Below are 15,036 nucleotides of genomic sequence, written 5' to 3'. Positions count from 1 at the left end.
CGTCAGGCAGCCTGCTTAACGTCGCCCTTGGCGTAGGGATCGAAGCGTTCGTAGAACGTCTCGCCCTTCTCGGCCATATCGATGAGCAGCTTGGGCGCCTTGAACTCGGCGCCGTATTTCTTCTGCAGCCCCTTGGCGATCTTGACGAACCGTTTGGCGCCGATCCCGTCAATGTAGGACAGGGCGCCACCGGTATAGGGCGCGAAGCCGAAGGCGAGGATCGAGCCTACATCGGCTTCGCGCGGATCGGTGACGATGCCCTCTTCCATCACACGCGCCGCCTCCAGCGCGATGGTGACCAGCAGCCGCTGCTGCAGTTCCTCGTAGTCGACCTTCTCGGGCGCCATCTGCGGATAGAGGTCCTTGAGGCCGGGCCAGAGCTTCTTCTTGGCCGGCTTGGCGGGGTAGTCGTAGAAGCCCTTGCCGTTCTTGCGGCCGAAGCGGCCATGGTCGTCGACCATGGTGTTGATGAGCGCCATCTGTTTGGGGTCGACGGCCTTGTCGCCGAGATCCTTGATGGTTTGCTTCATGATCTTCTGCGCGAGGTCGATGGCCGTCTCATCGGTCAGGGCCAGGGGACCAACCGGCATGCCGGCGGCCTTCGCCGCATTCTCGATCATCGGCGCGGGCACGCCTTCGATCAGCATCTTGTAGGCTTCCGACATGTAACGCAGCACGCAGCGGTTGACGTAGAAGCCACGCGTATCGTTGACGACGATCGGCGTCTTCTTGATGGCGCGCACGAAGTCGATCGCGGTGGCCAGCGCCTTCTCGCCGGTCTTCTTGCCGAGGATGATCTCGACCAGCATCATCTTGTCGACCGGCGAGAAGAAGTGGATGCCGATGAAATTCTTCGGCCGCGCCGAATTCTTGGCCAGGCCCGTGATCGGGATGGTCGAGGTGTTGGAGGCGAAGATCGCCGACGACTTCAGCACGGCTTCCGCCTGTTCGGTGGCATTCTTCTTGACAGCGGAATCCTCGAACACCGCCTCGACGACGAGATCGCAGCCGGCGAGGTCGGCATAATCAGATGTCGGCGTGATCAGCGACAGGAGCTTGTCCTTGTCCTCGGGCTTGGCACGGCCCTTCTTGACCTGATCCGAGACCAGGCTGTCGGAGTGCGCCTTGCCCTTCTGCGCCGACTCCATATCCCGATCGAGCAGCACCACCGGAATGCCGGCCTTGGCGGTGACATAGGCAATGCCGGCGCCCATGAAGCCGGCGCCGAGGATGCCGATCTTCTTGAACTTGGTGTCCGGCACGCCGGCCGGACGACGCGCACCCTTGTTCAATTCCTGCAGCGACACGAACAGCGAGCGGATCATCGCGGCCGCTTCCTTCGACTGCATGATCTCGGTAAAATAGCGCTGCTCGATCCTGAGGGCGGTGTCGAAGGGCACCAGGAGGCCCTCATAGACGCATTTCAGGATCGCGGCGGCCGCCGGGTAATTGCCATAGGTCTCGCGGCGCAGGATGGCTATGGCCGGCGGCCACAGATTGGCACCAGCCACCGAATAGATCGGCCCGCCGGGCAGCTTGAAACCCTTCTCGTCCCACGGAGCCACGGGCTTCAGCCCGTTCCTGATCATCGCCTTGGCGGTCTCGACCAATTTCGCCGGCTCGGCGATCTCATGGATCAGGCCCATCGATTTCGCCTTCTGCGGCGACAGGGTCTGGCCGGAGGTCAGCATCTGCAGCGCCTGCTGCTGGTCCGTCAGCCGCGGCACGCGCTGGGTGCCGCCGGCACCTGGGAAGATGCCGATCTTCACTTCAGGAAGCGCCATCCTGACCTTGTCAGAGTCGGCGGCGACACGGGCATGGCAGGCGAGAGACATCTCGAAGGCGCCTCCCATGCAGGTGCCGTTGATGGCCGACACCCATGGCTTGCCGCAGGTTTCCAGCTTGCGGAACAGGCCGGTCATGACGCCGGCATTGTCGAACAGCGTCTTGGTCGCCTTTTCGGAGTCCCTGACCTTGTCCGTGGCGAAGGTGGTCAGCATCTTCTGCAGCAGGGTGATGTCGGCGCCACCGGAGAAGGTGTCCTTGCCGGAGGTGATCACCGCGCCCTTGATGGCGGCATCGCCGGCCACCTTGTCCACGATGGCGTTCAACTCGCGCATCACCTCTTCGGTGAAGACGTTCGTCGAGCGGTCCGGGCTGTTCCAGGTGACCAGAGCGATGCCGTCGGCGTCGATGTCGAGGGTGAAATTGGTGTAGCTCATCGTTCTCTCCCCGTCAGACGCGTTCGATGATGGTTGCGGTACCCATGCCGGCGCCGATGCAGAGTGTCACCAGCGCGGTGTTGAGATCACGGCGCTCGAGTTCGTCCAGCACCGTGCCGAAGATCATCGCGCCGGTGGCGCCGAGCGGATGGCCCATGGCGATGGCGCCGCCATTGACGTTGATCTTGTCGTGATCGATTTCGAAGGCCTGCATGTAGCGCAGCACCACCGAGGCGAAGGCCTCGTTGAGCTCGAACAGGTCGATGTCGGACAGCTTCATCTTGGCGCGCTTCAACAGTTTCTCGGTGACGTCGACCGGGCCGGTCAGCATCAGCACCGGCTCGGAGCCGATGTTGGCGAAGGTGCGAATGCGCGCGCGGGGTTTGATGCCCATGGATTTCCCGGCCTTCTTCGAGCCAAGCAGCACGGCCGCCGCGCCATCGACGATGCCCGACGAGTTGCCGGCGTGGTGGACGTGGTTGACCTCCTCGATTTCGGGATGCTTCTGCACCGCGACCGCATCGAAGCCGCCCATTTCACCAGGCATGACAAAGGACGGGTTGAGCGAGGCGAGCGACTGCATGTCGGTCGACGGCCGCATATGCTCGTCATGATCGAGAATGGTGAGACCGTTCTGGTCCTTGATCGGGATGACCGAGTTCTTGAAGCGGCCGTCGGCCCAGGATTTGGCGGCCCGCTTCTGGCTCTCGACCGCGTATGCGTCGACGTCGTCGCGCGAGAAACCGTATTTGGTGGCGATCAGGTCGGCCGAGATGCCTTGCGGCACGAACCAGCCGGGCAGACCGACCGAAGGGTCCATGAACCAGGCGCCGCCGGAGGCGCCCATGCCGACACGCGACATCGATTCGACGCCACCGGCGATGACGATCTCATCGGCGCCCTGCGCGATCTTGGCAGCGCCAAAATTGATGGCGTCGAGACCCGACGCGCAAAAGCGCGAGATCTGCATGCCGGGCGCCTTCGTGTCGTAGCCGGCCTCGAAGGCGGCGGCACGCGGAATGACCGAGCCTGCCTCGCCGACCGGATCGACGCAGCCGAAGATGATGTCGTCGACGGTGCCAGTGTCCAGCCCATTGCGGTCGCGCAGGGCTTCCAGCGTCCTGGCGGCGAGCCGCACCGCCGGCACCTCGTGCAATGATCCGTCCTTCTTGCCCTTGCCGCGCGGCGTGCGCACGGCGTCGTAGACATAAGCTTCGGCCATTTTCATGCTCCTTGGGTTCGCTGAAGGGAACTGCTCAGAGCGAGCGTCCGATCAGCAATTTCATGATCTCGTTGGTGCCGCCGTAGATGCGCTGGACGCGAGCGTCGCGGAACATGCGGGCGATCGGATACTCATTCATGTAGCCATAGCCGCCGTGCAATTGAAGGCATTCGTCGACGACCTTTCCCTGTAGGTCGGAGAGCCAGTACTTGGCCATCGATGCCGTGACCGGATCGAGGCCGCCATCGATGTGGCGGGTGACACAGTCATTGTAGAAGACGCGGCCGATGGTGGCCTCCGTCTTCAATTCGGCCAGTTTGAACTGGGTGTTCTGGAAGTCGATGATCGCCTTGCCGAAAGCCTTGCGCTCCTTGACGTAGTCGATGGTCAGAGCCAGCGCCCGCTCGATCATGGCGATCGCCCCGGTGCCGATCTGCAGCCGCTCCTGCGGCAATTGCTGCATGAGTTGGACGAAGCCCTGCCCCTCTTCATGGCCGAGCAGGTTGGAGGTCGGCACGCGCACGTCGTTGAAGAACAGCTCCGACGTGTCGTTGGCCTTCAGCCCGATCTTGTCGAGGTTGCGGCCACGCTGGAAGCCTTCGACCTCATCGGTCTCGACGATCATCAACGAGGTGCCCTTGGCGCCCTTCTCCGGATCGGTCTTGGTGACGACGATGATGAAGTTGGCGAGCTGGCCGTTGGTGATGAAGGTCTTGGAGCCGTTGATCTTGTACTGATTGCCATCCTTCTCGGCACGGGTCTTGACACCCTGCAGGTCGGAACCGGCGCCAGGCTCTGTCATGGCAATGGCGCCGATCAGTTCGCCGGTGGCTAGCTTGGGCAACCATTTCTTCTTCTGCTCCTCCGACCCGTAATGGAGGATGTAGGGGGCGACGATCGAATTGTGCAGGCCGATGCCGAAACCATCGACGCCGACATGGCCGATCGCCTCGATGATGGCGCTCTCATGCGCGAAGGTGCCGCCCGCGCCGCCATATTCCTCCGGCATGGACGCGCAGAGCAGCCCGGCGGAACCCGCCTTGAGCCAACTATCGCGATCGACCATTTCGTTCTTTTCGAACTCGTCGTAGCGCGGTGCGATCTCCTCCGACATGAAGCGGATTGCCATGTCGTAGAGCATGCCGACTTCGTCGGCCGCCCAGGCCGGCTTCGGCAAGGAGAGCACTTCGGCGGGATTTGTCGCCACGATTTCCTCCGCGTATCGACAGACAGAAGGCCAGTGAGGCCGAGTTTAGAACGCTTCCGCCGTCAGGGCCATCAGAGTATCGGCGCCGCTCGAAATACGGGCGAGGTGCGCCGAGGTCTCCGGCATGATCCGCTCCATGAAAAAGCGCGCCGTCACGACCTTGTTGTCGTAGAACGGCCCTTTATCTTCATGCAAGAATTGGGAACCGTTCGCGCCCGTCTTGCCCTGTGCCACCTTGGCCATCCGCGCCCACATGAAGCCCAGGGCCACCAGGCCGAAGAGATGCATGTAGTCGGTCGAGGCCGCACCTGCATTGTCGGGCTTGGCCATGCCGTTCTGCAGCAGCCACATCGTCGCCGCCTGCAGATCGTTGAGGCCTTTCTTCAACGCCTTGGTGAACAGCGCCATCTGTTCGTCGGCACGATTTTCCTCGCAGAATTCGCCGACCTCCTTGAAGAAGGCCTGGATGGCGCGGCCGCCGTTCAAGCCGAGCTTGCGGCCGACGAGGTCGAGCGCCTGGATGCCGTTGGCGCCTTCATAGATCATGGCGATGCGGGCATCGCGCACGAACTGGCTCATGCCGTGCTCTTCGATATAGCCGTGGCCGCCGAACACCTGCTGCGCCATCACGGCGTGGTCGAAGCCCTTGTCGGTCAGCACGCCCTTTACGACCGGCGTCATCAGCCCGGTGTAATCGTCGGCCGCCTGGCGGTCCTTTTCGTCGGCGGAGCGGTGGGCGATGTCGGACTTGATCGCAGTCCACAGCGCAAGCGCTCGGCCGGCTTCGTTGAAAGCCTTCATGGTCATCAGCGAGCGGCGAATGTCGGGATGGACGATGATCGGATCCGCCTTCTTGTCGGGTGCTTTCGGCCCCGACAGCGAGCGGCCCTGCAAGCGGTCCTTGGCATAGGCGACGGCGTTCTGGTAGGCGATCTCCGACAGCGAAAGTCCCTGCAGGCCGACGCCGAGACGGGCCTCGTTCATCATCGTGAACATCGCCTTCAGGCCGCCATTGGCCTCACCCAGCAGCGTGCCTTCGGCCTCGTCATAATTCATGACGCAGGTCGAATTGCCGTGGATGCCCATCTTCTCCTCGATAGAACCGCAGGAGACGGTGTTCCTTGTCCCGGGATTGCCCGACGCATCGAGCTTGAACTTCGGCACGATGAACAGCGAAATGCCCTTGACGCCTTCCGGTGCGCCCTCGATACGGGCCAGCACCAGATGGACGATGTTCTCAGACATGTCGTGCTCGCCGGCGGAGATGAAGATCTTCTGCCCAGATATTTTGTAGGTGCCATTGCCGTTCGGCACCGCCTTGGTGCGCAGCAGGCCGAGATCGGTGCCGCAATGCGGCTCGGTCAGGTTCATGGTGCCGGTCCAGGTGCCCTCGACCATCCTGGGCAGCCAGGTCGCCTTCTGCTCGTCGGTGCCGTGGGTGAGGATGGCCGCGATCGCACCCTGGGTCAGGCCGGGATACATCATCAGCGACATGTTGGCCGAAACCATGTATTCGGCCACCGCCGTGTGCACGGCATAGGGCAAGCCCTGGCCACCGAACTCGACGGGTGCGGCGAGCCCCATCCAGCCGCCTTCGCGATACTGATCGAACGCTTGCTTGAAGCCCCTGGGCGTGGTCACCGAGCCGTCGTCGTGGCGCACGCAGCCTTCCATGTCGCCGACACGATTGAGCGGATGCATGACGTTCTCGGCGAGCTTGGCCCCTTCGGCGAGAATTGCCTCCAGGACGTCAGGCGTCGCATCGGCGAATCCGGGAAGGTTGGAATAGCGCTGATAGCCCAACACTTCGTTGAGCACGAACAGCGTGTCCTGGACCGGAGCCCTGTAGATCGGCATGTTTCCTCCACCCAAAAAGATTTAGCCGGAGTCTCGAACTGATGTCAGAGACACCTTTCAGCCAGAATTCAGGTCGGCATATCAAGAATTGACGTTTGCGTAAACGTCAATTCTTTTTGATGTTACATTTTTCGCATCCCGCAACGCGACCGTCGAAAACACCGCCCAACCGAATACGAAAAAAGCCGCGCGGCAAAGGCCACACGGCTCCAGTTCGTCACAACCGCCTTCAAAGTTACAGCGTCGGGTGATTAACCTGCAGCACTTGCCGACGGTGCCGAACGCTCGACCAGCATCTGACGGACCGCCGACATCGAGCCGCTGAGCTCATTGATGGCGTCGTCGACCAGTGCCCGCTGCTTCTGCAGGCGAGCGAGCTGCTTCTCCGACTTGTCCAGCGCCAACCGCAATTGCTTGGTGTTGGAACCGGTCGGGTCGTAGAGGTCCATCATCTGCTTGACGTCGCGCAGCGAGAACCCAACCTTGCGGCCGAGCAGGATCAGCTTCAGCCTGGCTTTGTCGCGGCGTGTGTAGAGACGGGTCGAGCCGTCGCGCCGCGGGTTGAGCAGGCCCTTGTCCTCATAGAAACGCAGCGTGCGCAGCGTCACGCCGTATTTTTTGGCCATTTCGCCGATGCGGGAGAGATCCTCGCCGGCTTCGACAGATACATTGTTGGTATTGGCCGCGGTTTCGCCGGCCGAGATAAGCTTCATGGTCACTGGCTTTCCCCGTCTGGTGGCGTCGCGGTCCTTGACCATGCGTCGCCTGACTGGAAGCGGGGGCGTGCTTCCGGCCGTGGTTTCGACAAACAAATCGCAAACGGCACAGTTGATGCGCCATTTACGTTTACGTCAATTCTATACCGATAGCCGCCTCATGACGCAAGGGCGTTCTGCGGGCGCACCTTAATGCCGCATCCGCAAGGCATTCCTGAAATATGATGCAACTTCTTAAGCTTGGTTAACGCCTTGTTTACCACGTTGGGCGAAATGTGCGCATGTCGGCTACCCGTGGTTATCCTGTATCGAGTTTTTCACGGTTTTTCGGAGCGCGGGTGAAACCCGGGAAGCTTGTCTTCCGCCGTGGCATGGAAGCGCGGTCGCCTCGTTCCGGCAGGGACTTGGGGAGCTGGTCGCCAACCGGCCAATCTGAAAGACGGACGCACCGATGAACAGCAAGCGGTCCTACCTCGATACACTGAACGCCGGCAGGCAGCGCAGGCCGCAGACCACGATCGAGCAGTTGAACCGCTCGCTGGAAACGCTTGAACAGCGCCTGGGGCAGACGCGTGAGGACGCGACGGCACGCGCTGGCCAATATGCCACCGAACCGCGCTACCCCGCCGCCGAACCGCGTTATCCCTCCGCACAGCCGACCGCACAGCAGCGCTGGTATGAGGATCCGCAGCCCGCACCGCGTGCACACAACCCGGCGCCCTCCCCCGCCTTCGACCAGAATTACCAGGCCATCGCCCGCGACATCGACCGTGTCCGCGGCCAGGAAGACAGCGTCGCCATGGTCGGCAAGATCGCCGGCGAGCTGCGCGGCATGCGCGAAGAACTGCGCCACCAGGTGACATCCGGGCTGCAGCGCGAATTCGACGCGTTGCGCATGGACATCGACCGCGCCTTCCAGTCGAACGCCAAAGCCGGCACCGCGGGCAAGGGCAGCGCCGAACTCGGCGTGGAATTCGAGCGCCTCTCCGGCGCTATCAAATCGCTGTCGGAAAAGAGTGATGACAGGAGCGTCAATCTGCTGCGACTGGAACTCGAGCAGGTCAAAGCCGCACTCGACACGCTGGCGCGTGAGGAGAGCGTGCAGAAGGTCGACCGCCGCTGGGATGATTTCGACCGCCGCTGGACGGCTTTCGAAGACCGCGTCGACGCCGACCAGCGCAAGCGCTCCGACGATCCCGCCCTTGCTGCCCTGACCGACCGGCTGGAACAGATCAGCAATGCCGTCAACAACCTGCCGGAATCGCTGTCGCTGCGCTCGCTGGAGGAAAAAGTCCGCACATTGGCCGGGGCGGTCGACCATTTCGCCAACCAGCAGGACAATCGGGGCGGCGATACGCTGGCCATGATCGACGAGCGGCTGGACGAGATTTCCCGCGCCATCGTGGCCTCGACAGTCGCCGCACAGGCCAATTCGGTCGACCAGGAAGCCATCGAGCGCATCGAGAAGCGGATCGATTCGCTCGCTGGGCAGATCGAGGAAGTGACGCAGGACCGCCCCGGCAATGTCGTGATCGACCGGCTGAACACGCTGTCGAGCCGGGTGGATGATCTCGCCGGCCGCGCCAACCTGCCCGAGCAGGCGATGGAACGCCTCGCCAAGCAGATCGCGCTGATCGCCGACAAGATCGATCAGGCGCCCGCCATGCCCGACGCCGACTACATCTTCCACGGGCTGGAACAGCGCTTCGACGTGCTGGCCGGCATGATGGAGCGACGCCAGGGCGACGCCATCGAACAGGGCAACATGCTGTTTCGCGATCTCGAGCGCCGGCTGGACGAGGTTGCCGACCGGCTGGACCAGCGCATCCCGCAGGTCGATAGCGCCGGTATCATGGACGCCATCGATGCCCGCTTCACCGCACTGGCCAAGCGGATGGAAACGCGCGCTCCCGATCCCGCCGGCGAGGCGGCGATCCGCGGACTGGAAAGCCGGCTCGAGGATATTTCAAGCCGGCTTGACGCTTCGGCGGCCCAAGTCGCCGGCATCGACCCGGCGCTGATCCGCAGCCTGGAAGCGCAGGTCGCCGGCCTGTCGGCGCATCTTTCCAAGCCCAGCACGCCGCTGCCGGACTTCGAGGACATCAGCCCGCGCCTCGACGAAATCGAAAAAGCGCTGGCCGGAACACGAGATTCCATCCTCGGCGCCGCCCGCGAGGCGGCCGAGAACGCGGTGCGGTCGCTGGCCGGGACGAGCACCAATACAGCCGCGGTTTCCGGCCTCGCACAGGACCTGAAGACGCTGGAGACATTGACGCGGCGTTCCGACGAGCGCAATTCGCGGACATTCGAGGCCATCCACGACACACTGCTCAAGATCGTCGACAGGCTGGGTTCGCTGGAAACCAGCGAACCGTCCGAGGCGGTAAGCGAGCTCCTGGAAACAGCACCGATCGAGCCGAGCGGCTGGCGGGGCTCGCGGCGGCCCAAGATGGCCGTGAACGCACCGTCGATGACAATGGACGAGCCGCTGCCGCTGACCGGCGACATGGCCGATCTGGACACGCGAGCCGCGGCCATATTGCGCCCCGAGTCGGCTTCATCAGGCGGGCCGGCACTGCAAGTCGAAACCGGCTTTTCTGCCCGGACGGGCACGCGCTCGCCCGCAGAAGCCGCCGCCGCCGCGGCGATGGCCGCGCTCGGTTCCGACACCATCGCCGGAAGGGACCAGCCGGCAGGCCGCAAATCGATGTTCGGCGGGCTGGCGCGTGCCTTCAAGGGCAAGAAGGCGGCGGATGTTCCGCCGCTGGCCGGTTCGGCGCCGAGCGCCGATATCCCGAGTGTCGATCTCGACGAGCCGCTCGACCCGAAAATCGCCAACCGCCCGCTGGAGCCCGGCTCCGGCGCGCCCGACCTCAATGCCATCATGAAACGCGTGCGCGATGAGCGGGGACAACCGGCAGCGCTCGGCGACAGCGACGCGGCGAAATCGGATTTCATCGCGGCCGCCCGGCGCGCGGCGCAGGCGGCCGCGGCCGAGGCCGATGCGCTGAAGCGCCAGTCGACGATGAAAGGTCCGGTCAAGGCGCTCAGGATAGGCGACCTGCTCAAGGCGCGGCGCAAGCCGATCCTGATGGCGGCGGCAGCGATCATGCTGGCGCTTGCCGGCCTGCAGCTCGGCAAGGCGTTCCTCTCGGATCCCGCCCAGGTGGCAAGCAACGACGCGACACCGATCGTCGCCTCGCAGCCGGTGCGGACGGCATCTCTCGACACCGCCAGCCAGCCGAAGACCGAAGTCCAGCCGGCGCGGACCGACAGCGCGCCGGCCGTCAGGCAGGCTGAACAATCCGCGCCGACAGTCAAGGACGAGCCGGCAGTCAAGGACGACATGGCGGCGCAGGCCGTCATGGCCATGCCATCGGATACGGACGCGATGCCGGATACGGGACCCGCTGCGGCACCGGTAGCGTCGGCCATGGCTTCAGGTCCGAGCGCGACCGCTCCCGGCGCGATGGCTTCGGCCGCGCCGGCGCCGGTTGCTCCCATGACCGCTGCTCCTGCCATGACGGATCCGGCCCCCGCCGCGCCAGCCGCGGAGACGACCAAGGACACGACTGGCGCCGTTGCGCCCATGGACAAGGCGGTGGCGACAGCCGCGGCCAAGTTCGACATCCCGACTGAGGCCGGGCCCGCCGCCCTGCGCGATGCCGCCGCCGGTGGCGACGCCAAGGCCCTGTTCGAGGTCGGCTCGCGCTACGCCGAGTCGCGCGGTGTCAAGGAAGACATGGCGGCAGCCGCCAAATGGTACGAGAAGTCGGCGGAACTCGGTTTCGCGCCGGCCGAATACCGCATCGGCAATTTCTACGAAAAGGGCATCGGCGTCGCGCGCGACATCAAGAAGTCGAAGACCTGGTACAAGCTCGCCGCCGCGCAGGGCAACGCGAGCGCCATGCACAATCTCGCGGTGCTGTTCGCCATGGCCGCCGATGGCGTGACCGACAATGAATCGGCCGCGCACTGGTTCCAGGAAGCCGCCGACCTCGGCGTCAAGGACAGCCAGTTCAATCTCGGCATCCTCGCTGCCAAGGGCGTTGGCATGAAGCAGAACCTGGAGGAATCCTACAAATGGTTCGCGCTCGTCGCCAAGACCGGCGACAAGGATGCCGCGGCCAAGCGCGACGAGATCGCCAATGCGCTTCGGCCCGAGCAGCTCGAGCGGGCGCGTGCCGCGACCGAATTGTGGAAGGCCAAGCCGCTCAACGCGGCAGCCAATTCGGTGGACATTCCCGAATCCTGGCAGGAAGGCACGCCGCAGACGACCGCTGGCATCGACATGAAGAAGGCGGTCAAGAACATCCAGCTCATCCTCAACAAGAACGGCTACGACGCCGGCGGCGCCGACGGCGTGATGGGAGAGAAGACCAAGAACGCGATCATCGCTTTCCAGACCGACAACAAGCTGCCGGCGACGGGTGCGGTCGACGAGAAACTGGTCAAGGCATTGCTGGCGCGCAAATAACGGCAGAAGCGTCGTTTCCACGACGCCCTTGCCATACATTTGCCTGTTAACTGATTGAGTTGTTTTTTGTTTCGGCGCGGTGGCGGGGTTTGACCTCGCTGCCGCGTCGGCGCAAGAGAAAATTGGCTTTTCGATGCGATACTGGCCGCAACGGCTTTATTCGCCGACAGGCAAACTGATCGAGACTGACGGGTGGGCATCTATCTCCCGATCGCGGAAATTTCCGTCAACGTCTTCGTGCTGCTGGCCATGGGCGCCGCGGTGGGTTTCCTGTCGGGCATGTTCGGGGTGGGCGGCGGCTTTCTCATCACGCCGCTGCTGATCTTCTACAACATCCCGCCGGCCATCGCGGTCGCCACCGGTGCGAACCAGGTCATCGCCTCCTCCTTCTCCGGCGCACTGTCGCACATGAAGCGGGGTTCGCTCGACTTCAAGCTCGGCGGCGTGCTCCTGACTGGCGGCATCGTCGGGTCCACGGGCGGTATCTTCGTCTTCGCGTTCCTGCGCCGCCTTGGCCAACTCGACCTGTTCATCTCGCTCTCTTACGTCGCCCTGCTCGGCACCGTCGGAACGATCATGCTGATCGAGAGCGTCAGCGTGCTGCGCGCCACGCGAAGCGGCGCCGCACCGGTGCTGAAGAAGTCCGGCCAGCACAATTGGATTCATCGCCTGCCGCTGAAGATGCGGTTCAGGGCCTCGAAGCTGTTCGTCAGTATCATTCCAGTGCTTGGCCTTGGCGCGAGCATCGGCTTTTTGTCGTCAGTCACCGGCGTCGGCGGCGGCTTCATCATGGTCCCTGCGCTGATCTATCTGCTGAAAGTGCCGACAAACGTCGTTATCGGCACCTCGCTGTTCCAGATCATCTTCACCTCGGCTTTCACCACGCTGGTCCATGCCACCACCAACCAGACGGTCGATGTGATGTTGGCCTTCCTTCTGATGGCAGGCGGCGTGGCGGGCGCGCAATATGGCGCCAAGGCCGGCCAGAAGCTTCGCGGCGAGCAATTGAGGGCGCTCCTGGCGCTGCTTGTGCTGGCCGTGGCGATCCGGCTTGCCATCGATCTCTTCGTGACGCCGCCCAACCTCTATTCGCTGTCCGGCGCGGGTCTCAACTGATGAAGGGGTTGGGGACGCTCACAATCGCCATCTTCCTCTCCCTGCTTGCAGCCGTTGTGCCGACCGGCGCGCAGACGCCATCGGTAGAAAGCATCCAGATCGGCCTTTCCACCGACAACGTCTCGATCACCGCCGGCTTTTCCGGCGCCGATCTGACCATCTTCGGCTCGCTTGAAAATCCCGACCCGCTGGTTGCACGCCAAGGGCGCTACGACGTCATCGTCGTGCTCGAAGGGCCACCAAAGCCGGTGGTGGTGCGGCGCAAGGACCGGGTGCTGGGCGTCTGGGTCAATCTGGACTCCGAGACCTTCGAGAACGTGCCGGTGTCCTATTCGGTGGCGACGACGCGGCCGCTGCAGGACATCACCGACCCCAACAGCTACAGGCAGCTGTCGCTCGGCTCCTCCAACCTCTACATGCAGCCGGCCGATGCCGGCGACAGCCCCGCGACGATCGAGGAATTCACCGCGGCGTTGCGCGAGCGCAAGACGGCGACCGGCCTCTACAGCGAGAATGTCGGTGGCGTGCAGTTCCTGTCGCAGAACCTGTTTCGTGCCACTGTCAGGCTGGCGCCGAATGTTCCTGTCGGCACCCACAAGGCACGCGCCTTCCTGTTCAAGAGCGGCCTGTTCATCAAGGAGAGTTCGGCCCAACTCGAAATCCGCAAGTCCGGCTTCGAGCAGTCGATCTTCCGCGCCGCCCACGACTATTCCTTCCTCTATGGCGTCTTCGCCGTATCGCTAGCCATGATAACGGGCTGGCTCGGGCGGCTGGTATTCCGCAAAGATTGATGCTCGGGAAAAGAGGGGTTCCCCTTTTCGCCGCCATGCGATAAACCGCCGCCTCCCAGCCCAGGGGCAAACACGCACATACCATTTCGCCAAGAGCGGTCCGGCCATCCGGATGACAGCGCGATGCGTCGCCGCTGTTGTGCCGCCACGAAACAATGACAGGAGGCTGCAATGCATCAGGCATTCGGCGGCATCGACTTCGGCACGTCCAACTCCACGGTGGGCGTGATCCGGAACGGCAAGGCGCGGCTGGTGCCGCTGGAGGGCGAGCAGCCCACTTTGCCAAGTGCCGTATTCTTCAACTTCGAGGACGGCCATACCTATTTCGGCCGGCGCGCGATCGGCGATTATACCGACAGCATCGAAGGCCGCCTGATGCGCTCGTTGAAGAGCGTGCTCGGCAGTTCGCTCGCCCACGAGAAGACACGTATCAAGGCGCGCCAGATCGGCTTCATCGATATTATCGGCCTGTTCATCGGCCATCTGAGGACGCGGCTGGAAGAGGACGCCGGCGGCGTGGTGGAAAGCGTGGTGCTCGGCCGGCCGGTGCAATTCGTCGACGACGATCCGCAAGCCGACGCGCAAGCGCAAGGCGAACTCGAGAAGGCTGCCCGCGCCCAGGGATTCAAGCACATCGCTTTCCAGTTCGAGCCGATCGCGGCGGCGCTCGACTACGAGCAGAAGGTCACGCGCGAGGAACTGGCGCTGATCATCGACATGGGCGGCGGCACATCCGACTTCTCGATCGTACGCGTATCGCCGGAACGCTCGCGATCGACCGACCGCAAGGACGACATCCTGGCCAGCCGCGGCATCCATATCGGCGGCACCGATTTCGACCGGCTGCTGAGCATCGCCCACGTCATCCCTGAGCTCGGTTACCTCTCCGCGACCAAGGACGGCAAGCGCAATCTGCCGGCCAGCTACTTCATCGATCTCGCCACATGGCAGCGCATCAACCTGGTCTACACGGCCAAGGCGATGACGCATCTGCGCCAGATCCGCTACGAGGCGGCGCGCGCCGACCTGGTCGACCGCTTCATCCACGTCGTCGAGCACCGCTACGGGCACGCTCTGGCGGCGCTGGTCGAAAAAGCCAAGATAGAGCTGACCGACCATTCATCGGCCGAGGTTGCAGTGAAGCTGCCGGGCGCCGTGTTCGCCGCCGGGATCACGCGCGCCGGGCTGGAGGCCACCATCGCCCGGGACATCGCACGTGTTACCGAAACGGTGGCGCAGACCATCCGTGACGCGCAGGTCAAGGCATCCGACATCACTGCGGTGTTCCTGACCGGCGGCTCGACCGCGATCCCGCTGGCCAGACGGGAAATCCTGTCGCTGGTGCCGCGGGCTTCCGTCATCGAGGGTGACATGTTCGGCTCGGTCGGGCTTGGCCTCGCGCTCGACGCCCAACGGAAGTTCGGGTGA

General features: G+C 63.7%; 9 protein-coding genes. 4 read left to right on the top strand and 5 right to left on the bottom strand.

What is annotated here, in order from left to right; translation table 11 throughout:
* Positions 1–2 precede the first annotated feature (2 nt).
* From LB556_RS13740 to LB556_RS13720, 5 genes are all read right to left on the bottom strand, one after another.
* Positions 3–2,222: a 3-hydroxyacyl-CoA dehydrogenase NAD-binding domain-containing protein gene (locus LB556_RS13740; RefSeq protein WP_224567837.1), complete on the bottom strand. Its 2,220-nt coding sequence runs from the start codon at positions 2,220–2,222 to the stop codon at positions 3–5.
* 13 nt (positions 2,223–2,235) lie between these two features.
* The gene (locus tag LB556_RS13735) at positions 2,236–3,444 is read right to left on the bottom strand and encodes an acetyl-CoA C-acetyltransferase (protein ID WP_224567836.1); all 1,209 of its coding nucleotides are present in this window, start codon (positions 3,442–3,444) and stop codon (positions 2,236–2,238) included.
* A 34-nt stretch (positions 3,445–3,478) separates the two neighbouring features.
* On the bottom strand, positions 3,479–4,651 hold the full coding sequence (locus tag LB556_RS13730) for an acyl-CoA dehydrogenase family protein (RefSeq protein ID WP_224567835.1): 1,173 nt from the start codon (positions 4,649–4,651) through the stop codon (positions 3,479–3,481).
* A gap of 45 nt (positions 4,652–4,696) precedes the next feature.
* Complete coding sequence (locus tag LB556_RS13725) at positions 4,697–6,508, bottom strand: acyl-CoA dehydrogenase (RefSeq protein WP_224567834.1); 1,812 nt, start codon at positions 6,506–6,508, stop codon at positions 4,697–4,699.
* A gap of 251 nt (positions 6,509–6,759) precedes the next feature.
* Positions 6,760–7,221 (bottom strand): MerR family transcriptional regulator, encoded by a 462-nt coding sequence (locus LB556_RS13720; protein WP_224568114.1) that lies wholly within the window; start codon positions 7,219–7,221, stop codon positions 6,760–6,762.
* A gap of 454 nt (positions 7,222–7,675) precedes the next feature.
* Here LB556_RS13720 and LB556_RS13715 point away from each other — a divergent pair, with 454 nt between their 5' ends.
* The 4 genes from LB556_RS13715 (at position 7,676) to LB556_RS13700 (ending at position 15,036) form a co-directional block, all read left to right on the top strand.
* Positions 7,676–11,701: a peptidoglycan-binding protein gene (locus LB556_RS13715; RefSeq protein ID WP_224567833.1), complete on the top strand. Its 4,026-nt coding sequence runs from the start codon at positions 7,676–7,678 to the stop codon at positions 11,699–11,701.
* 192 nt (positions 11,702–11,893) lie between these two features.
* A complete protein-coding gene (locus LB556_RS13710) occupies positions 11,894–12,817 on the top strand; it encodes a sulfite exporter TauE/SafE family protein (protein ID WP_224567832.1) in 924 nt (307 codons plus the stop codon).
* Between the two features lie 8 nt (positions 12,818–12,825).
* On the top strand, positions 12,826–13,608 hold the full coding sequence (locus LB556_RS13705; RefSeq protein WP_411908585.1) for a TIGR02186 family protein: 783 nt from the start codon (positions 12,826–12,828) through the stop codon (positions 13,606–13,608).
* A 171-nt stretch (positions 13,609–13,779) separates the two neighbouring features.
* Complete coding sequence (locus LB556_RS13700) at positions 13,780–15,036, top strand: Hsp70 family protein (protein ID WP_224567828.1); 1,257 nt, start codon at positions 13,780–13,782, stop codon at positions 15,034–15,036.

The sequence above is a fragment of the Mesorhizobium sp. ES1-4 genome, assembly GCF_020164745.1.
In the GTDB taxonomy this organism is placed as follows: Bacteria; Pseudomonadota; Alphaproteobacteria; order Rhizobiales; family Rhizobiaceae; genus Mesorhizobium.
Note: the sequence above shows the minus strand (reverse complement) of the source record. Positions and strands in the feature narration are given on the sequence as shown.

Excerpts from the sequence above, each read along its gene's own strand:
- LB556_RS13740 (WP_224567837.1), bottom strand. The coding sequence starts at position 2,222 with ATGAGCTACACCAATTTCACCCTCGACATCGACGCCGACGGCATCGCT.
- LB556_RS13735 (WP_224567836.1), bottom strand. The coding sequence starts at position 3,444 with ATGGCCGAAGCTTATGTCTACGACGCCGTGCGCACGCCGCGCGGCAAG.
- LB556_RS13725 (WP_224567834.1), bottom strand. The coding sequence starts at position 6,508 with ATGCCGATCTACAGGGCTCCGGTCCAGGACACGCTGTTCGTGCTCAAC.
- LB556_RS13720 (WP_224568114.1), bottom strand. The coding sequence starts at position 7,221 with ATGAAGCTTATCTCGGCCGGCGAAACCGCGGCCAATACCAACAATGTA.
- LB556_RS13715 (WP_224567833.1), top strand. The coding sequence starts at position 7,676 with ATGAACAGCAAGCGGTCCTACCTCGATACACTGAACGCCGGCAGGCAG.
- LB556_RS13700 (WP_224567828.1), top strand. The coding sequence starts at position 13,780 with ATGCATCAGGCATTCGGCGGCATCGACTTCGGCACGTCCAACTCCACG.